This is a genomic window from Serratia sp. (in: enterobacteria) (genome assembly GCF_046715635.1).
Lineage (GTDB): Bacteria > Pseudomonadota > Gammaproteobacteria > Enterobacterales > Enterobacteriaceae > Chania.
Map to the genome: position 1 here is coordinate 1 of NZ_JBKJYW010000431.1, position 19,778 is coordinate 19,778.

The 19,778-nt window shown below is 56.2% G+C and carries 17 protein-coding genes, 1 pseudogene and 1 riboswitch; of the genes and pseudogenes, 14 read left to right on the plus strand and 4 right to left on the minus strand.

Going from position 1 to position 19,778, the window contains the following annotated elements:
* Positions 1-346 precede the first annotated feature (346 nt).
* The gene (locus ACLQ7H_RS22590) at positions 347-892 is read left to right on the plus strand and encodes an elongation factor P hydroxylase (RefSeq protein WP_411754592.1); all 546 of its coding nucleotides are present in this window, start codon (positions 347-349) and stop codon (positions 890-892) included.
* Between the two features lie 32 nt (positions 893-924).
* Positions 925-1,206 (plus strand): YfcL family protein, encoded by a 282-nt coding sequence (locus ACLQ7H_RS22595; protein ID WP_021806053.1) that lies wholly within the window; start codon positions 925-927, stop codon positions 1,204-1,206.
* Between the two features lie 42 nt (positions 1,207-1,248).
* On the opposite strand, the gene mnmC is transcribed toward ACLQ7H_RS22595, so the two are convergent.
* Positions 1,249-3,270, minus strand: coding sequence for a bifunctional tRNA (5-methylaminomethyl-2-thiouridine)(34)-methyltransferase MnmD/FAD-dependent 5-carboxymethylaminomethyl-2-thiouridine(34) oxidoreductase MnmC (gene mnmC, locus ACLQ7H_RS22600; RefSeq protein WP_411754593.1), 2,022 nt, complete (start codon positions 3,268-3,270; stop codon positions 1,249-1,251).
* A gap of 170 nt (positions 3,271-3,440) precedes the next feature.
* On the opposite strand from mnmC, the gene fabB reads away from it, so the two are divergent.
* From fabB to ACLQ7H_RS22645, 9 genes are all read left to right on the plus strand, one after another.
* Entirely contained in the window at positions 3,441-4,655 is a 1,215-nt protein-coding gene (gene fabB, locus ACLQ7H_RS22605) for a beta-ketoacyl-ACP synthase I (RefSeq protein ID WP_411754594.1), read from the plus strand.
* Between the two features lie 290 nt (positions 4,656-4,945).
* A riboswitch (M-box (ykoK) riboswitch) is annotated at positions 4,946-5,116 on the plus strand.
* 59 nt (positions 5,117-5,175) lie between these two features.
* Positions 5,176-6,186: a magnesium transporter gene (locus ACLQ7H_RS22610; protein WP_411754595.1), complete on the plus strand. Its 1,011-nt coding sequence runs from the start codon at positions 5,176-5,178 to the stop codon at positions 6,184-6,186.
* Positions 6,187-6,376: 190 nt separating this feature from the next.
* Positions 6,377-6,805: a hypothetical protein gene (locus tag ACLQ7H_RS22615; protein ID WP_411754596.1), complete on the plus strand. Its 429-nt coding sequence runs from the start codon at positions 6,377-6,379 to the stop codon at positions 6,803-6,805.
* 71 nt (positions 6,806-6,876) lie between these two features.
* Positions 6,877-7,197 (plus strand): copper-binding protein, encoded by a 321-nt coding sequence (locus tag ACLQ7H_RS22620; protein ID WP_411754597.1) that lies wholly within the window; start codon positions 6,877-6,879, stop codon positions 7,195-7,197.
* Positions 7,198-7,207: 10 nt separating this feature from the next.
* Positions 7,208-8,464, plus strand: a complete 1,257-nt coding sequence (locus ACLQ7H_RS22625) for a TolC family protein (RefSeq protein WP_411754598.1) — start codon at positions 7,208-7,210, stop codon at positions 8,462-8,464.
* The gene (locus ACLQ7H_RS22630) at positions 8,464-9,906 is read left to right on the plus strand and encodes an efflux RND transporter periplasmic adaptor subunit (protein WP_411754599.1); all 1,443 of its coding nucleotides are present in this window, start codon (positions 8,464-8,466) and stop codon (positions 9,904-9,906) included. The genes ACLQ7H_RS22625 and ACLQ7H_RS22630 overlap by 1 nt, the downstream gene beginning before the upstream one ends.
* Positions 9,903-13,034 (plus strand): efflux RND transporter permease subunit, encoded by a 3,132-nt coding sequence (locus tag ACLQ7H_RS22635; RefSeq protein WP_411754600.1) that lies wholly within the window; start codon positions 9,903-9,905, stop codon positions 13,032-13,034. Before ACLQ7H_RS22630 ends, ACLQ7H_RS22635 begins: the two co-directional genes overlap by 4 nt.
* Before the next feature lie 276 nt (positions 13,035-13,310).
* Positions 13,311-13,757: a carboxymuconolactone decarboxylase family protein gene (locus ACLQ7H_RS22640; protein WP_411754607.1), complete on the plus strand. Its 447-nt coding sequence runs from the start codon at positions 13,311-13,313 to the stop codon at positions 13,755-13,757.
* 60 nt (positions 13,758-13,817) lie between these two features.
* Positions 13,818-14,198 (plus strand): MerR family transcriptional regulator, encoded by a 381-nt coding sequence (locus ACLQ7H_RS22645; RefSeq protein WP_411754601.1) that lies wholly within the window; start codon positions 13,818-13,820, stop codon positions 14,196-14,198.
* Positions 14,199-14,214: 16 nt separating this feature from the next.
* Here ACLQ7H_RS22645 and apbE read toward each other — a convergent pair whose 3' ends face one another.
* A complete protein-coding gene (gene apbE / locus ACLQ7H_RS22650) occupies positions 14,215-15,246 on the minus strand; it encodes an FAD:protein FMN transferase ApbE (RefSeq protein WP_411754602.1) in 1,032 nt (343 codons plus the stop codon).
* A 145-nt stretch (positions 15,247-15,391) separates the two neighbouring features.
* Between apbE and ACLQ7H_RS22655 the strand changes: the two genes are divergently transcribed.
* A complete protein-coding gene (locus ACLQ7H_RS22655) occupies positions 15,392-16,507 on the plus strand; it encodes an SLC13 family permease (protein WP_411754603.1) in 1,116 nt (371 codons plus the stop codon).
* On the opposite strand, the gene ACLQ7H_RS22660 is transcribed toward ACLQ7H_RS22655, so the two are convergent.
* A complete protein-coding gene (locus ACLQ7H_RS22660) occupies positions 16,476-17,927 on the minus strand; it encodes a PLP-dependent aminotransferase family protein (protein ID WP_411754604.1) in 1,452 nt (483 codons plus the stop codon). The genes ACLQ7H_RS22655 and ACLQ7H_RS22660 overlap by 32 nt on opposite strands.
* 92 nt (positions 17,928-18,019) lie before the next feature.
* On the opposite strand from ACLQ7H_RS22660, the gene ACLQ7H_RS22665 reads away from it, so the two are divergent.
* The gene (locus ACLQ7H_RS22665) at positions 18,020-18,472 is read left to right on the plus strand and encodes a rhodanese-like domain-containing protein (RefSeq protein ID WP_411754605.1); all 453 of its coding nucleotides are present in this window, start codon (positions 18,020-18,022) and stop codon (positions 18,470-18,472) included.
* Here the strand turns inward: ACLQ7H_RS22665 and flk are convergent.
* The gene (gene flk, locus ACLQ7H_RS22670; protein ID WP_411754606.1) at positions 18,469-19,494 is read right to left on the minus strand and encodes a flagella biosynthesis regulator Flk; all 1,026 of its coding nucleotides are present in this window, start codon (positions 19,492-19,494) and stop codon (positions 18,469-18,471) included. The two genes, ACLQ7H_RS22665 and flk, sit on opposite strands and share 4 nt — an antisense overlap.
* A gap of 180 nt (positions 19,495-19,674) precedes the next feature.
* Here flk and ACLQ7H_RS22675 point away from each other — a divergent pair.
* Positions 19,675-19,778 (plus strand): annotated as a pseudogene (locus ACLQ7H_RS22675) (copper resistance protein); the annotation flags it as partial.

The following is a 19,778-nucleotide window of genomic DNA, read 5'->3' on the forward strand; positions in this document are numbered from 1 at the left end:
GTGTTCGGTGCCCGTCTTGGGGCGCACATGGTGCTGACCAAGGGCCAGAAGCTGATCCGGCCGATGATCGTGATAGTGTCTTTGATCATGAGCTGCAAATTGCTGTACGACAATCACGGGGCGGAAATCCAGCAGTGGTTGGCGTTGCATTTTTAGTGTGCCAATGATGCGTCTTAGTGAGACAATAACCTTCTTTAATCTATGGTTATACTCAATGAATTTCAAGTCACAGCTAGGCGGCCAGCTTGCTCATCCCCAGGAGCTTACTTTAGTAAGTGACTGGGGTGTGCAAGTGCAGCCAACAACGCTGTGGCTTGAAAGGCGAAGAGTATTTTGAGTTTTCTTTATGCCAAACACACACCAGTATCCGCAACTGATTGAAATCTTTAATCAGTGCTTTAGCGATGAGTTCAATACCCGTCTGGTTAAAGGCGACGATGAGCCCATCTATCTGCCTGCCGATGATGAGCTGCCTTATAACCGCATCGTCTTTGCGCATGGCTACTATGCCAGCGGCATGCATGAAATTTCCCACTGGTGCATCGCCGGTGCTGAACGCCGCAAGCAGGTGGACTTCGGTTACTGGTATTGCCCCGATGGGCGCGATGCTCAGACGCAAAGTGAATTCGAAGTGGTTGAGGTCAATCCCCAGGCGTTGGAATGGATGTTCTGCGTGGCGGCCGGTTTCCCGTTCAACGTCAGCTGCGACAATCTCAGTGGGGACTGCGAGCCAGATCGCATTGGTTTCCAGCGTAAAGTCCGTACCCGGGTGCTGGAATTGCTGGAGCGGGGAATACCCACACGACCTGCGCGCTTTATTCAGGCGCTGCAATCGTTTTACAATACGCCTCCGCTGGCGGCCGAGCATTTTCCCTACCCGGAAGATCTCTGAGGCCAGAGTCTGTTTGTTAACGAGGAAATTTGATGATCGCAGAATTTGAAGCGCGCATTCTGGCGCTGATTGATGACATGGTAGAGCACGCCAGCGATGATGAACTGTTTGCCGGTGGCTACCTGCGCGGTCATCTGACTTTGGCGGTGGCGGAATCGGAAGAACATGCCGAACACAGCGCCGAGCAGCTCAAGGTGCGGGTGCAGAGCAGCTTGGACAAGGCCATCAAGGCTGGGGAACTTTCCCCGCCGGATCAGGTGTTGGTGCTGGGCATGTGGGAAAACCTGTATCAGACAGCGTTGCCGACTGAGTAATTGCTCTAAAGGGGGCAGCATCACGCTGGCCCCTCAAATGAACTATACCTCGCGTCCTTTCAGCAGCTTCCTGACCCACATGCGGTTGGGGTTCAACGCTGCCAACATCTCGCTATCACCCGGCAGTGGTTCGCCAAACAGCTGCGCCGCTAAAATTTCTGCGGCCAACGGCGCCGAGCACAGGCCGCGTGAGCCTAAGGCTCCGATCATAAACAACCCCGGATACATCGGTGCATCGGCGATCGTTTCGCCGCGCTGACGTTGCTGCTGTAAATCGCCATACAGCGCCAGAGTCGCTTGATAGTCTGGCACGGCACCAACCATCGGCATATGGTCTCGCGTAGCGCTACGTACGCCACAGCGGGCCTGCTGGCCGCTGATATCCACCTCTTGCGGCCAACGCTGTTCTGGCAGACAACGCAGCAGGCGATCGCGGTTCTCTTCTTGCTCTACCTGGCTATATTGCGTGCCTGATTCACCACGTTGGTAGCTGGCACCAATACAATGCTGTTGGTTACCAGGATTCACCGGCGTCAGATAACCGTCGTAACACAGCACCTGCTTTAACTCACTTAACGTGGGCGTAGTGGGAATATGTGAAACCTGGCCGCGCACCGCATATGCCGGTAGTGCGGCGCTAGGTGCCAGAGTGGAGAGTTGGTGCCCGTTAGCCAGGATCACCGTCGCATGTTGGTGAGTTTCGCCCTCAGCAAAATGCAACTGCCAACCTTCATCGCTGCGGCTCAGATCGGAAAGCGTATGCAAATAGTGGCAAACCAATCCCTGCCGTTCGGCCAGGGTAATCGCGGCACGCGTCAGGTCAGCAGGGCACAGCCATCCCCCGAGCGAGTAGTGAATGCCCCCAAACCCCGTATCGATCCCACACAGGGCGCTTAACGTCGCGCGATCGGCCGGTTGTGCCAGAGTGTGCGGCCAGGCAATGGCCAGGATCTTGGCGATCTTCCCCGTGCTTTTTTCGTCATAGGCTAATTGGCTGACGCCACACCACTGGTGATCAAACTGAACCTGTTGTTGCAGTAAGGCGTCATACTGGCGGCGGGCAAAGGGGAAGGCGGCGCTGAAAAAGTTTTCCAATGCATCACCTCGGCCATTCAGCAATGGGTACAGCGCCCCCTGACGATTACCGGATGCGCCCTCTGCGGGCTGTGCATCGGCGCAATACAAGGTAACTCTGGCCCCACGGCGCAATAGGGCCAACGCGGTGAGCGCACTGGCTACGCCGCCGCCAATGATGGCGACATCGTCGGTATTTTCCGCTGCCGGGCGCAGGAACCACGGGCTTGGATTGACGCTTGCCGGAGTGTCGGTGGGAAGTTGGCCGGTGAGCATCTCGCGTTTCTGGCCAAAGCCTTTACATTTGCTGACCTCAAAACCGGCCTGCTGCAATCCACGGCGGACAAATCCAGCGGCAGTGAAAGTGGCGAAACTGCCGCCTGGGCGGGCAAGACGTGCCATGGCGGCAAACAGCGGTTCGCTCCACATATCGGGGTTTTTGGACGGCGCAAAGCCATCCAGGAACCAGGCGTCAATTTGATCGTTCATGCTGGCGTCAAAGTGCGGTAGCAGGGTATTGACGTCACCGAACCATAAATCGAGGGTGATCTGCCCTTCGGCAAGCAGCAGGCGGTGGCACCCCGGCAGCGGTAGAGGCCACTGGGCGCGAAGCTCATCAGCAAAGGAAGCCAGTTCTGGCCATTGGGCGTGGGCTGCCGCCAGATCGTCCAACTGCAACGGGTATTTCTCAAAACTGATAAAATGCAGACGTTGCAAACTCGCCGCCGATGTCGCCTGCCGAAAACGGGCAAAGGCCTGCCACAGGGTCAGAAAATTCAGTCCGGTACCGAAGCCGGTTTCTGCCACAATAAACAGTGAGCGCGGGTGATCGCTGAAGCGTTGTGGCAACCGGTTGCCCCCCAGAAAGACATAGCGGGTTTCCTCCAGCCCATCCTGGTTGGAAAAATAGACGTCATCAAACTGTTTCGAAACAGGTGTACCTTGTTCATTCCAGCTTAACGCTGCGGTTTGGATGGGGGCGTTGCTCACGGTCGGTTGCTCGTAATTCAAGGGGTAGGGCGATTTTAACGGGGGTAGCCCCGAGGTGCAAATTGGGTAAAGATAATGCAAAATTATTCTGATCGGACTTGTTCGGCGTACATCTGTACGCTAAAGTGCGATGCAAAATCCCGAATGTAAATTGTGGAAGAGGTACTTGAATGAAACGTGCAGTGATTACTGGCCTGGGAATCGTCTCCAGCATTGGTAACAACCAGCAGGAGGTCCTGGCAAGTCTGCAGGAAGGCCGCTCTGGGATCACCTTCTCTCAGGAGCTGAAAGATTCCGGCATGCGTAGTCACGTATGGGGTGATGTTAAACTCGACACTACTGGTCTGATTGACCGTAAAGTGATGCGCTTTATGAGCGACGCGTCGGTTTATGCCTATCTCTCCATGGAACAAGCGATTCAAGATTCTGGCCTGGCAGTCGATCAGGTTTCCAACGATCGCACCGGTCTGGTGGTCGGTTCCGGTGGTGGTTCTCCACGTAACCAGGTGGCGGGTTCTGACGGTATGCGCGCCAAAGGCCTGCGTGGCGTTGGCCCATACATGGTGACCAAGGCGATGGCATCAGGCGTTTCTGCCTGCCTGGCCACTCCATTCAAAATTCGCGGCGTGAACTACTCCATCAGCTCTGCCTGCGCCACTTCAGCGCACTGTATCGGCCACGCTGTTGAGCTGATCCAACTGGGTAAACAAGACGTCGTCTTTGCCGGCGGTGGCGAAGAGCTGTGCTGGGAAATGGCCTGCGAATTCGATGCCATGGGCGCGCTGTCTACCAGCTACAACGACACGCCAGAAAAAGCTTCCCGTACCTATGACGCAGCGCGTGACGGTTTCGTTATCGCAGGCGGCGGCGGCATGGTCGTGGTTGAGGAGTTGGAGCATGCTCTGGCTCGCGGCGCACATATCTATGCGGAAATCATCGGTTACGGCGCTACCTCAGACGGCGCTGACATGGTGGCTCCATCGGGTGAAGGCGCGGTGCGTTGCATGAAGATGGCGATGCAGGGCGTAGACACACCAATCGACTATATGAACGTACACGGCACCTCCACGCCGGTCGGCGACGTGAAAGAACTGGGCGCGATCCGTGAAGTCTTTGGCGATAACACCCCAGCCATTTCTTCAACCAAAGCCATGACCGGCCACTCACTGGGTGCGGCGGGCGTGCAGGAAGCGATTTATAGCCTGCTGATGGTCGAGCACGGTTTCATTGCGCCAAGCATCAACATCGACAACCTCGATGAGAAGGCGGCAGGGATGAACATCGTGACTGAGCCAACCCAGCGTGAGCTGACCACGGTCATGTCCAACAGCTTCGGTTTCGGCGGCACCAACGCCACGCTGGTGATGCGTAAACTGCAGAAGTAAGCGCGGGGCTTATATCGTTATCAATCGGGCACCTTAATAGGTGTCCGATTTTTTTGCGTTTTTAAAAGCGGTACCGCATATCAGTATGAATTCTGGTTTCTCAGGTTGAAAACCAACAGACGATAACTTAAACGGCGGGTGGTTTTTCGTTTAATTTAGCCGTAGCCTGGCAGAATAATAAATTCATTAGGCTAGTTTTTGGCCCGAAAAATAAATAACACCTCAACAAAATTACCCTTTTCCCTATACGAATAACCAAACCCGTCATAATGCCCACGCTTTATTTAGCTTTACGATCTCGTTATGGCGAGGCTCCTATACAAACACAAGTTACCGCTCTAATGGCATCGAGAGAGGCCACCAAGGGTAAAACAAGCATTAGCCGAATCAAGGCATTGCTAAGGTAACTTCCCCCAGGGGATACGTTGTATAGTGCTAAACCCAAGACGTGGGGATCGGCTTTTGCTGTCCTGTCTTGTCGCCTCTATGAGACTCCATCTTTCCATTGGGAGTATCTAGAATGTCACATGTTGTATTGCAAGACCTTTACCAAAATGCCAACTTTGAAGACGACGCCATCGCGCGTTATATGAACAAAAAAGTCTTTGTTCTGCATCAAGATCTTTACGTTGGCGAAGCCAGGAAAATATTCGTTAATCAACTTTCCAACGACGATATACCCGCACAAATCTTTATTGAAGACGGCACCAAACTGGTGGGAGTACTTTCTGTTAAACGTTTATTGCAGGAAGAACATAATGGCGAGCGTATCAAGGATATGATGGAGACCACCTTCTTCCATGTAAAACCCACGGACGAACGTGAACATATCGCCCAACTGGTGGACAATAATAATTTAGATATTGTAGCGGTGGTTGATAATGGCCGTTTGGTGGGGTGTTTAACCGAGCGCGAAATCGCGCAGATTATCGAGGATGAAAACACCGAGGATGCCCATATGCAAGGGGCAAGCCTGCCGCTTGATAAGCCTTACCTTGAAATGAGCTCCTTCGAGCTGTGGAAAAAACGTAGCGTGTGGCTGCTGTTGCTGTTCGTCGCCGAGGCTTATACCAGCACGGTTATTCAGCATTTTGAAGAGTCATTGGAAGCGGCGATTGCCCTGGCCTTCTTTATCCCGCTATTGGTGGGTACAGGTGGTAACAGCGGTACGCAAATCACCTCCACCATTGTGCGGGCCATGGCCTTGGGAGAGGTCCGCATGCGCGATGTGGGGCGCGTGCTGCGCAAGGAAATGACTACCTCGGTCATGATCGCGTTAACGCTGGCTTGTGCTGGTGCGTTCCGTGGTTGGATGATGGGGATCGGCTATGAGATTACGCTCATCGTGAGCCTGACCCTGGTTTGTATTACGCTGTGGGCCGCGATTGTCTCTTCCGTGATCCCAATGGCACTGAAACGCTTCGGTGTGGACCCTGCCGTAGTTTCCGCCCCGTTTATCACCACGCTGATAGACGGCACCGGCTTGATCATCTACTTCAAAATAGCCCAGTGGACCTTGGGGCTCAATTAATACGCAAACCGGCGAAAGCCGGTTTTTGCTATGATGAACGGGATTTTTAAGATGCCTAGTTGACTGAAATCAAAGAATTTTAAGTTTACAGGATCGTTCTTATTCTGCTTTGTCAGCGGGTGTAAATTCCGTTCCTGTAATGTTTTTCTGCCGATATACTCAGCGCAGTTTCTTACTCTGGAATTTTTGCATGTCGGCTTTGGCGTCCATCACTCTATCCATGCATCGGTTGCGCTTCGCCAAGAAGCGGGCGGGTGTGTGGCTATTGGCCGTCTGCTGGCTGTTGCTCAACAGCCAATTGGCGATCGCCAGCCATCACTGTAACCTGCAACTTACCGCCACAGCGCCTGCCGCACAACATATGATGCATATGCAGGCTGCCGATCCGCTAGCAAATGAGATGATGCACGCCGAGGGGCCGCTGTGTGAAAAACACTGCGTGCCAGATTCGGCACAGCAAGATCACGGCAACCTGGCCTTGGCAGCGGTATTACCCGCCAGTAGTGAGCTGTTGGTTGCCGCCTCGCAGCCCCAGGCACAGCGCTTACGCCTCGATTGGCAAACCCCTCCGATAGCAGGCCCGCCGGCAGAGATCGTCTTCTGCCGCTTCCGTGAATAGCCAAACTAACCGCTTTGCCGTCCAGAACGGCGACCTGATTTGTTTTTTGTCTATTTTATGGAGCTACCGTTATGCGTAATCTGATCACTGCCGTTTTCATCTCTCTGATGTTCTCTTCATTCGTCTCCGCCACGGAGATGCAACATCACCAACATGCCAGCCAAGACGCCGCCGTCTATCACTCTAAAGGAACCGTTAAGGCCTGGGGTGAGCAGAAAGTGTCGCTCGCCCATCCAGCCATCCCTGCTTTGCACTGGCCGCCGATGACCATGAATTTCCTTCAGCCCCAGCCGCCATTGCCTGCCTTGGCTGCCGGGACCGTGGTGGAGTTCAGTTTCCGTCAGGTTGACGGCGGCTATCAGCTGACCGTTATCAGCGCCAGCCAAGACTAACGGGGGCACCATGTCCAGACTACTTTCTCACCCATTGCGGGTGGGCTGGCTGCTGCTCGCCTGTTGGACGGCAAATGCGCAGGCAACCGGCCTGACGTTGGAGCAATCGTTGGCGGCGGCGGAGCGCTATTCCGCCGAGCTTTCGGCCAATCAGCATCAGGTGAATGCGTTGCAAAATAGGGCGGATTCGGCGATGGAGCTGCCCGATCCCAAGCTGAAATTCGGCATTGAAAACGTGCCGGTGCAAGGCGGTAGCGCCCGGCGCTTGACCCGTGACGGGATGACCATGGAGCGGGTTGGCATCATGCAGGATTATGTCAGCAGTACCAAGCGCCAACGTAAGGCGGATACCTTATGGGCCGAGGCCAATAAAACCGAAGCCAACAGTGCGACAATCCTCGCCCGCTTGCAGCAGCAGACGGCACAAGCCTGGTTGGAACTGGCGCTGAGCCAGCAGACGCTGAAGGATGCCACGGCCTTGCTCAAAGAAAGTGAAAAGCAAATCGCCGCCCAACATGCCGGAGTGGCCAGTGGCAGCTCGCCCGCCGCTAACGTCATTGATGCTCGCTTGACGCTGTTGGCGATGCAGGACCGGCTCAGCGAGGGGCAGCGTGACGTCACCATCGCCCAGGCGCGCTTAACCCAGTTGACCGGGCTGCAGGTGGAGGGGATCGGTGGTCCGTTGCCACGCTTCGAGCGCCTGCCCGCCGAGAGCAATCTGCTACGGCAGGCTATCAAACAACACCCGGAGATAGTGCAGGCCAGCCGTGAGGCCGATGTGGCCAAGGCGCGATCGGCGCAGTCAGAGGTGGCCGCCATTCCGGACGTGGGGATAGAGGTGTCGTATGGCAAACGGGCCGATGGCTATGAGGATATGGCGGGCGTGATGGTTACCGTCGATCTGCCCCTGTTCCGTTCCCAGCGGCAGGATAAGGACTATGCCGCCGATGTTTCCCGTTCGATGGAGGCTAACGATCAACTGACGTTATTGATCCGCGATCATCAAGCCCAGTTAGATACGCTGCTGGCGCAGTATCAGGCCGCGCAGGCGCAATGGCAGCGTCAGCAGCAGCAGGCGATCCCGTTGCAGCAACAGCGTGTGGCATTGCAACTGGCGCAATACCGCAGTGGTAAAAGCGATCTTTCCTCGGTGTTGGAAGCACGTCGGGCCTTGCTCGACAGCCGTCTGAGCGCCGGTAAGGCCGCGCGTGAATTGGCGCAGCTGTGGGCCGCGATCCGTTATCTCACCGTGCAGGAGGCAAAGTAATGAAAATGCGTTTTAGCCTGACGCTGTTAGCCGCCTTATTGGGCGGTGCTATGGGCGGTTACTGGTTTGCCGGGGAAAGATCCGCGACGCAACCCGCTAGCGGTGGCGCTGAACGGCAGGTGCTGTATTGGTACGATCCGATGGTACCAGGCCAGCGTTTTGATAAGCCGGGCAAATCGCCGTTTATGGATATGGAACTGGTGCCACGCTATGCCGATGAGCAGCAGGATGACGGTGGTGTCACCATCAGCGCCCGCCAGCAGCAGAATCTTGGCGTCCGTACAACGGCTGCACAACTGCGTGAACTGAATTTGCAGCTTGATGCCTATGGCAGCGTTGCCACCGATGAACGCGGCGTGCAGGTGATTGCCGCCCGGGCCAACGGGCTGATAGACAAACTCTACGTGCGTGCCAGCCAGCAGCAGGTAAAAAAAGGGCAAGCGCTGGCAGAGCTGTGGATCCCGGACTGGAGTGCGGCACAGCAGGAATACCTGGCGATCCGCAAGCTGGGCGATGGCGCACTCGCCTCTGCCGCCCGTCAGCGTCTGGCATTGCAGTTTATGCCTGAAGCCATCATTCGCCAGGTTGAACGCAGTGGCCAACCCCAGACCCGCATTACCATTACCGCCCCGGAGAGTGGGTTTATCAATAAGCTGGACGCACGGGAAGGGATGCAGGTCACCGCGACGCAGGGCCTGTTTGAGCTGGCCAGCCTCGATCCGGTGTGGATGGTGATTGATTACTCGCAGGCGCAGGCCGGGCTGTTGCAGGTCGGCGACGCGGTGGCCGCAAGCTCCGCCAGTTGGCCGGGTGAACGCTTTACCGGGGAGGTTAGCGAGTTGCTGCCTAACGTCGATCCGCTTACCCGCACCTTTAAAGCGCGTATCGTGCTGAAAAACCCGCAGCAGCGGCTGAAGCCGGGCATGTATTTGCAGGTGCAACTGGCGCAAAACGCCGGGGCCAAGCCGGTGCTGGCTATCCCGCAGGAGGCCCTGATCGGTAGTGGCGATCGTAACCGGGTGCTGGTGGCGGAAGGTAACGGCCACTTTGCTCCGGTTAACGTGGTCGCCGGTCTGGCACAGGACGGCTGGGTAGAAATCAAACAGGGACTGCAAGCTGGGCAACAGGTGGTCACATCAGGCCAGTTCCTGATTGATTCCGAAGCCAGCATGCGCAGCGCCTTGCCACAGATGGCCGGGCAGGAGGGGGTAAAACAGTATCAGACGCTGGGTGTGGTAGAGGCGGTGGATAATGATACCGTCACGCTGTCGCACGATCCGGTCGCAGAGTTGCAATGGCCCGCGATGACCATGGATTTCACCTTGCCAGCGGGCGGTTTACCCGCCGGGATTGGCATCGGCAGCAAGGTGATGATCCACTTTAGCGTGGATGAAAACGGTTCGCACATCAGCCAGATCATGCCGCAAGGAGGCCACCAATGATCGCCTCCGTGATCCGCTGGTCGATACGCAATCGCCTGTTGGTATTACTGGCTTCGGTATTGCTGGCTGGGTGGGGCGTATGGGCGTTGCAGAAGGCACCGCTGGATGCGCTGCCCGATCTCTCTGACGTGCAGGTGATCGTCCGGGCGACCTATCCGGGCAAAGCGCCGCAGGTGATTGAAGATCAGGTGACCTACCCGCTGACCACCACCATGCTGACGGTGCCGGGAGCCAGCACGGTGCGGGGTTTCTCGATGTTCGGCGATGCCTACGTCTACATTCTGTTTGAAGACGGTACCGATCCTTATTGGGCGCGTTCGCGGGTGTTGGAGTCACTCAGTCAGGTGCAGTCCTCGCTGCCGCCGCAGGTCAAAGTGGCGCTGGGGCCGGATGCTACTGGCGTTGGCTGGGTCTATGAATATGCGCTGGTCGATCGTACTGGCAAGCATAGCCTGGCGGACCTGCGAGCATTGCAGGACTGGACGCTCAAGTTCGAGCTGAAAACCGTGCCTAACGGCGCAGAGGTGGCCAGCGTTGGCGGCATGGTGCGGCAATATCAGGTGATATTAAATCCGCAAAGTATGCGGGCGTTGAATATTACCCATCAACAGGTAGTGAGCGCTATTCAGGATGCCAACCAGGAAGGTGGCGGTGCGCTGCTGGAAATGGGGGAGGCGGAGTATATGGTACGCACCTCCGGCTACCTGAAAAAACTCGCCGACTTTAATAACGTGGTGATCACCGCGCGTGACGGGGTGCCGATCCTGTTGTCACAGGTAGCGGAACTACGTGAGGGGCCAGAAATTCGCCGTGGCGTGGCGGAGCTCAATGGTGAAGGTGAGGTGGCGGGCGGCATTGTGGTGATGCGCTACGGTAAGAATGCGTTGGAAACCATTAATGCGCTGAAGACCAAGCTGCAACAGCTCCAGCACACCCTGCCGCCGGGCGTGGAGATCGTGCCGGTTTATGACCGATCGCAACTGATCGAGCACGCGATCGAGACGCTGTCATTCAAGCTGTTGGAAGAGTTCCTGGTGGTCGCGGTGGTGTGCGCCTTGTTCCTGTCCCACTTCCGTTCGGCGCTAGTGGCAATGGTGACTCTGCCGTTGGGGATCCTGGGCGCCTTTGTGGTGATGCATTATCAGGGTGTTAACGCCAATATTATGTCGCTGGGGGGAATAGCCATTGCCATCGGCGCGATGGTGGATGCGGCGATTGTGATGATCGAGAACATGCACAAGGTGCTGGAGCAGTGGCGGCAACGTCATCCCGGCCAGCAGCCCACCTCAAAAGATTACTGGCACATCTCAGAGCAGGCGGCGGTTGAGGTTGGCCCGGCGCTGTTCTGTAGTCTGTTGATCATCACTCTGTCGTTTATCCCGGTGTTTTCGCTACAGGCGCAGGAAGGGCGGATGTTTGCGCCATTGGCGTTCACCAAAACCTATGCAATGGCGGTATCCGCCGGGTTGGGCATCACGCTGGTGCCGGTGCTGATGGGCTATTTTATCCGGGGCCGCATTCCGGACGAACATGCCAATCCGATCAATCGCGCCTTGATCCGCATGTATCAGCCGTTGCTGGCTGCGGTGCTGGCACGGCCTAAAACCACTCTGGGGATTTCCGCTCTGCTGCTGGTGTTGACCTTATTCCCACTCAGCCGCCTGGGCAGCGAATTTATGCCACCGCTGGACGAAGGGGATCTGCTGTATATGCCTTCGACGCTGCCGGGGATTTCAGCCCGTGAAGCGGCACGGCTTCTGCAACTGACCGACCGGTTGATCAAAACCGTACCGGAAGTGGACACGGTCTTTGGCAAGGCCGGGCGGGCGGAGACGGCAACCGATCCGGCTCCGCTGACCATGTTGGAAACCACCATTCGCTTTAAGCCCCGCGACCAGTGGCGGCCCGGCATGACGATGGACAAGCTGGTGGCCGAACTGGACAGCGTGGTCAAGGTACCCGGCATTGCCAACGTCTGGGTGCCACCGATCCGTAACCGTTTAGATATGTTGTCGACCGGCATTAAAAGCCCGGTAGGCATCAAGGTCAACGGTAGCAATATTGCCGATATCGAGCAGGCGGCCAGCCAGATCGAACAGGTAGTGAAGCAGGTTCCGGGTGTGACTTCCGCGCTGGCGGAGCGCCTGGCTGGAGGCCGCTATGTGGATATCGATATCGATCGCCAGCGTGCGGCACGTTACGGCGTTTCGGTGAAAGAGCTGCAATCGGTGGTTGCCACGTTGGTAGGAGGGGAAAACATCGCTGAAACCATAGAAGGGCGTGCGCGTTATCCGATCAACGTCCGTTACCCAAGAGAGATCCGTGATTCGCTGCAAAAGCTGCGCGAATTGCCGGTGGTGACGGCGAGCGGTGGGCAGGTACCATTGGCAGAACTGGCGGATATTCGCATCACCGAAGGGCCACCCATGCTGAAAAGCGAGAACGCCCGGCTTTCCGATTGGATCTATGTCGATCTGCGCGGGCGCGATTTGAAATCGGCGGTCGAAGAGATGCAACAGGTGGTATCACAGCAAGTGAAGCTGCCTGCCGGGGTTTCCCTCAGTTGGTCCGGGCAGTTTGAGTATCTGGAACGTGCCAGCGCCCAGTTGAAGATCGTGCTGCCGGTAACGCTGGCGATCATCTTCGTGCTGCTGTTTGTCACCTTTAACAGCGTGAGCGATGCGCTGCTGATCATGGCGACGCTGCCGTTTGCGCTGATAGGTGGAGTCTGGCTGCTGTATCTGCTCGATTACAACCTGTCGGTGGCGGGGGCGGTGGGCTTTATTGCCCTTGCCGGGGTGGCGGCGGAGTTTGGCGTGATTATGGTGTTGTACCTTAATCAGGCGCTGGCGAAACATCGTCAACCGGGACAGCCGTTGAGTCGTCAGCAACTGATGGCGGCGATTAGCGAAGGGGCGGTGCTGCGCGTCAGGCCGAAAGTGATGACGGTGGCGACTATTATGGCCGGTTTACTGCCGATTATGTGGGGTGGTGGCGCGGGTTCAGAGGTGATGCAGCGGATTGCCGCACCGATGATAGGCGGCATGGTCAGTGCGCCATTGTTATCGATGCTGGTGATCCCGGCGGTGTATTCGCTGCTGCACCGTAAGGATGAAAAACAAGGGTAATTATGCCCGAAAGCCAGCTTGGGAAGAGGCCAGGCTGGCTGCTTTAACCTTTGTGGAAACCGGTTTTTGGGCCTGATTTTAGGGGTGTCAATCACCCTAAAAATGCGATTGCCATCTTGCTTGACTTAGAGCGCGCTCTAACCGATAGCCTACCTATGGAAATATGAAGAGTGCATGCCTTTCCTGGCTGAGCACTTGATACAACAATGGAAAAGGAGATGAGCAATGGTAAGTAAAAATTCTTTTTTTTATAAGGGATTAATTTTTTCAGCATTGATTTGCGCGGCCTCTGCGTGGTCGGCTGAACCTGAGAGCAGGCGCGTACTGGGTGAAAAAACGCTCGCCAAGATAACAGGCAGTGAAGGCAGAAAGGTCGTTAACTCGCTCAACGACATATCGCCTGAATTGGCAGATTGGATCATCGATTTCAGCTATGGTGAGGTATTCTCAAGGCCTGGCGTTTCCCTTTGCACCAGAGAACTTGCCACTGTTTCGGCTCTGACGGCGCTGGGTAATGCGCAGCCGCAACTTAAGGTTCATATCGAGGGAGCGCTGAATGTTGGCTGCAAGCCGAACGAGATTGTTGAAATTATCAATCAAATGGCCGTTTATGCTGGCTTTCCGAGTGCCTTGAATGGGATCAGTGCCGCCAGGGAGGTGTTTGAGAAGCGAGGCGTCAAACCCTCGGCTATGAGTTTGCCAGACAATCAACGCCCACGTTAGGTACGGGGTTGTCGAAATGAAAGGCTAACGGGGATAGTGGCCTTGCTTAGGAGCACCTTTATGAAATCCCATCTGAGTATTGATGAAGTCGCTAAACGCACCGGCCTGACGGCTCACACTTTGCGCTATTACGAACGCATAGGTTTGATCGCTCCCGTGGGGCGGGCTGTCGGAGGGCAGAGACGCTATGCGAAATCGGATATGGCCTGGATCGAATTCCTAATACGATTGCGAGCGACACGTATGCCTATCGTCAGGATGAAGAGTTATGCAAAATTGCGCAGCGCTGGGAGCTCAACGATGCCGGAGCGTCGCCAGATGCTGGAGGATCATCTGGCAGATGTTGTGGCCGAAATTGAAAGCCTGCGCCAATCTGCGCAGGCTTTACATATCAAGATCGAGTATTACCGTCAGGCTGAGCAGGACTTGGCGTCAGATTAAGTCTGACGTTGCTGTCCTACTGCACTAAAAACGCCTTAAACTGCGGAGTCATCACCGCGCTGAAGCCGTCATCGGTTTTGCTGATCAAATACACCGCCAGTCCTTGCTCTTCGGCCAGTTTCAGCGCTTTTTCCGTGCCCAGCACCATCAACCCGGTATCCCAACCATCGGCCTCCAACGCCGTAGGGGCAATCACCGTGACGGAAACCAGCTTATGGGTGATAGGCCGCCCAGTCACGGGATCGATCACGTGGGAGTAGCGCTGGCCGTCCTGTTCGAAATAGTTGCGATAACTCCCTGCAGTGCTGATGCCGTAACCTTGCAAATCCACCAGCGCCTGCACCGCATTTTCCCGATCGGTTGGTTTTTGGATCGCCACCCGCCAAGGCTTGTTCTGGCCATTCACGCCGCGTGACGAAACGGCTCCGCCCACCGATACCAGATAGTTGGTGATGCCTTTACGTGCCATCAATTGGACCAATTGATCTACGCCATAGCCTTCGCCCAGCGTGGAGAGATCGACATACATCTCCGGCAGATCTTTTTGCAGCCATTCACCCCGGCTGTCGCTCAGCAGCTTCAGATGCTGCAAGCCAATATGTTGCCGGGCTGCATCGATTTGCTGCTGGCTGGGGACTTTGACGGCCCGCTTATCCGGGCCGAAACCCCACAGGTTAACCAACGGACCTACGGTGATATCCATCGCGCCCCCGGTATCACGGCCAATGCGCTGGGCGGTGAGGATGATATCGGCCATGCCGCGAGGGATGGGCTGTAGCTCGGCACTGGGGTTCTGGTTAAAGCGGGATAACACCGAATCAGGGCGGTAGGTGGAAATATCGTCGTTGGCCTGCTCCAGCAGCGCATCGATTTCCTGCTGCAATTGTTGTTTGCTCTCGGTGATAGTGCCGCTGACCTTCACGCTATAGAACGTCCCCATGGTTTTGCCTTCGATGTCGATCTGAGGGCGGGTGTTGGCATCGTTACAGGCGGCTAGCAGCATCAGCGCCGCGCTGAGAAGCAGCCGTTTGGCAATGAAATTGGCCATAGAAAATCCTAAAAGCAGGGAAAGACGACGGGTATAAAACAAAAGAGGGAAAATGGAAAGGGCAACGTGCTTTTTTACTGGCGTAATTCAAGAGCTTCGGCTAACGTCGTTTTCCAGCCTTAGCTTGAAAAATAAGAGTAAATCCATGAGTTCAAATGCGGTGACCAGTTTGTTGAGGCCCTTTTTGCATGACCGTTTTCTGCATGCGTTGCTGCTAATGGGGATGCTACTGTACGCCATTGGGCCACAGCCGCTGGAGGCGCTATCCGGTTTTATCGATTGGCGCACCATTATGACTCTGCTGGGGTTGATGCTGCTGACCAAAGGCGTTGAGGTTAGCGGTTACTTCGATTTTATTGGCCGCCAGATCGTAAACACCCTGCAAAGCGAACGTTCGCTTGCGCTGTTTCTGGTATGTGCTGGCGCGGTGCTGTCGTCGTTTCTCACCAACGATGTGGCGCTGTTTATCGTTATCCCTTTGACCATCACGCTGAAAAAGCTCTCTTCACTGCCGATAAGCCGCCTGATCATCTTCCAGGCACTGGCGGTTAACGCCGGGTCGTTGCTGACGCCGATTGGCAATCCGCAGAATATTTTGCTGTGGAGCAAGTCTTCGCTGACCTTTATGGAGTTTATCGGGCGTATGGCACCGTTCGGCATTATCATGATGCTGAGCCTGCTGGTGGTCACCTGGTTCAGTTTCCCGGCGCGGAAAATTGTCAAAGCCCCGAACACCCAACCCTATCCTTATCAAATGCGCCTGTTGCTGGCCAGTGTCGCGCTGTATGTGGCCTTTCTGATCTGCCTGGATTTGGACGTGCCGTTGTATGGCATGTTACTGGTGTTTGCCGGTTTTCTGCTGTTGGCTCGCCAGGTGCTGCTGCAGATTGACTGGAGCCTGATCTTCGTGTTTCTCGCCATGTTTATCAATATTGGCTTGCTGACCCAACTGCCAGCGCTGCAGCCGCTGTTTGACCAGATTGCCTCGCTGGCGGATGGCAGCGTATATGTGTTGGGGATCGCTTTATCCCAAGTGATCAGCAACGTTCCGGCGACCATTTTGTTGCTGAACTATGTGCCGTCCAGCGCCTTGGTGGCCTATGCGGTCAACGCCGGAGGATTTGGCCTGGCGATCGGCTCGCTGGCGAACCTGATCGCCCTGCGGATGGCGGGGGAACGCCAGATCTGGCTGCGGTTCCATTACTATTCGATACCGTTCCTGGCTTGGGCTACGTTGGTGGGTTGGCTGTTACTGGGTTAATTCGGCTCAGCCGCTCCACGGCCTGGGTAATCTCCCCTGGCGTGAGAGCAGAGAACCCTAATAACCAGCCGTCGCGTCTGGCGCGGGTGTTCTGATACTGCGTAGACAGGCCGGGGGTAATGACGCCTAGCTGTTGCGCTTGTCGAGTCAGTTCCGCCTCTTGGCCCGTCGGCAGCCAAACGCCGAGCTGTAGCCCGCCGCCCGCGTGCTGTGGTGTGGCAAAATGCCCCAGGTGCTGTGCTAGCTGTGTCAGTAGCCAATCACGTCGGCTGCGATAGAGTTGGCGCATGTAGCGGATGTGGGCAGCAAAATGCCCTTGCAGAATAAACTCTGCCGTGACGGCCTGTGCCAACTGAGCGCAATGGCCGTCATACACCGAACGTGCGGTGGTAAACGCCGCCACCAACGCGGGGGGCACAATCAGATAGGCCAGCCGTAGCGAAGGGAACAGCGCCTTGGAGAAGGTGCCGACATATAGCACCGTGCCGTGGCGATCCAGACCCTGCATGGCGGGCATCGGTTGGCCGTCGTAGTGAAACTCGCTGTCGTAGTCATCCTCAATAATCCAACTTTGCGATTGCCGCGCCTGTTCCAATAGCGCCAACCGCCGTTCCAGGCTGAGTGCCACACCGGTGGGATACTGATGCGAAGGCGTCAGATAGATCAGGCGAGGAGTGGGCAACGAGCCGTCTGGCTGCAGCCCGGCCTCATCTACCGCCACCGGTACCAGATTAGCTCCCGCGCTGGTAAATGCATTTTTGGCCCCGTTGTAACCAGGCTCTTCGACCCATACCGTATCTCCGCTATCGATCAGCAAAGTAGCAATCAGCTGTAATGCCTGTTGGGAACTGGTCAGCACGATCACCTGCTCGGCGTCGCAGTTTACGCCCCGGGTTTGGCCGACGTAACCGGCAATGGCTTCACGTAGTGGCAGATAGCCTTGGGGATCGCCATAACGCAGCAGCTTTTCCCCCTGTAGCCGCAGCCGTTGGGCGGTGAGCTGTTGCCACAGCTTCAGCGGGAAGGCGCGAAGATCCGGTGAACCGGCAGCAAACGGCAGTGGCTGCTGGGGATCGCGGCAGCCCCCGGTTTGCACAATCGCCAAACCGCGCTGTGAGAGCCGCAGTTGGCCACCGGATTGGCGTAGTGGCGCAGGCTTGGCGATCTGGATAGCGACAGAGGTGCCTTGGCCTACCCGGCGATGTAGATATCCCTCGGCTTCCAGTTGCGCATAGGCGGCTTCGGCGGTAACTCGCGAGACGCTCAGATCGGCCGCCAGAACCCGCGAGGAGGGCAGCCGCTGGCCCGAGCTTAACGTGCCGCTATGGATCGCCGTGCGTAACGTATTACACACTCGCTCACGTAGCGTACCCGTCGCGTTATCCGCCTGTTGAAATAGCGTCAGCAATACCTGAGACATAATCGGTCTTATCACCTTGCCAAAATGGGTCTCAACCATAAGACCAAAATCAGGCACTATTGTCATCAATCTTAAGGCACTGGAGTTCTATTATGAGCGTCTCTTCACTGGTATTGGCTTTTCCCCCGGCAGCGGCAGCACAAAGCCTGGATTATCTGGCGGCAAAGCTCGCCTTCTACGCCGACTCGGCGGATGTGGCGGAAGATTTGCGCAAGGGTGTCAGCGAGATTGTGGTGATCGATACCCGTGCCAGTGCGCAGTACGCCGCCGGGCACATTCCTGGGGCGGTGAGCTTTCCCCATCGCTTAATGGATAAAAGCAGCACCTCATCTCTCGATCGTGACAAGGTCTATGTCACCTACTGCGACGGTATCGGCTGTAACGGTTCCACTCAGGGGGCATACAAGTTGGCCAAGCTCGGTTTTCGGGTCAAAGAGCTGATTGGCGGGCTGGATTTCTGGCGACGCGATGGCCATCCGGTGGCCATCGGTGCTGAGCAGGGGACGATGCAGGGGCGGGATAAAACGCCGGAGTGCGGCTGTTAGAACATCGCCCACAGTACCAATGCCAATACGATAACGCCGACAACCAGCGCCAGAGGCTTACCCAACACTGACTGTAAAGGCTGCGGCAGGGTGGCGATCAGCGGGTTGAGCAAGGGCTGCGGCTGTTGAACATCACTGTGTAACGACGGAGCGTGGCCAGCCTTGTCCAGACGGCGGCTAAACAGCTGCTGGATCACGTCGTTCAGCTGCGCGTGGGTCAACGGCGTATTGAGGTTGCCGTTAAAGCGGTTCTGGCAATAGTCATTGAGCTGTTGCTGCTCCTGCTGGTCTGCTGGCTGTTTCAATACCGCCAACAGGTTTTGCAGCGTCGGTGCCGTTTGTGGGCTGAGCGCCAATTTCACCTGCATAAACTGACTGAGCAGTTGGAAATGGCGTGCGGGCAACGGATCGTTGATTTTTACCCCGACCAGATCGAACAGTGCTTGCCAGAGTTTGGCCGTTGTCTCACCGGTAGCCGCACTGAGCTTGGTGATCTGCAACTGCAAGTGCTGATGTTCCGCAGGCAGCAGCGGACGATCGCTGGTGACCGTTTGTTGTGGATGAGGGATAGTCAGTTCGCCGGTTTGCAGCAGATTCAACACCTGCTGGAGCTGCGGATGGCTCAACTGGCTTAACACCGTATGGCCAAACTGCTGGCGGATAAAGTCGCTGACCGCCTGGCGGTTATTGCCTTGTGGCAACAGCTCGGTGAGCTGTTGCAGCAGTTGGCGGCTGGCATGGCTCTGTTGCACCACCGCAAGGCGGTTTTGCAGTAGCTGCTCCGCCGGTTGGAAATGGCGCGCCAACAGTTCACTGTGGTTATCCGCTCCCAATTCATGACGCAGCGTGACCCAGATCTCGGCGGATTTGGTGGGGCTGAGGGCCATGATCTTGACGATCAGCTTTTCCAGCTGGGTGCGTTGGGCCGGGGAGAGCGGTTGATCGTCGGCAGGAGGGGCTTTGCCGGCGGTCGGAGGGTGATCGGCTGCGCCAGGAGCGCCAGGTCCACTTAATGGTTGCATATCACCAGTCCTTCGCAGTGTATAAAGTCGGCATACCCGGCGAAAAGCACAGGCTTAATCGCTTATGATACCTGTAATTTCGTGCCATCAATACCGCCGCCAGACATTTCTTTACAGGCCAATCGTTGCTTATCCTATTTGCCCCGCTAAGATAGGCGCAGATACGGCATTGAGGGCGTGATGATAAATCGGCAGCGGATTGCAAAATGGTTTTTAACCCTGGCTTGCCTGGTGGTACTGACGTGCCTCACCCAGCGCATGGCGGGTTTGCATACCTTGCAACT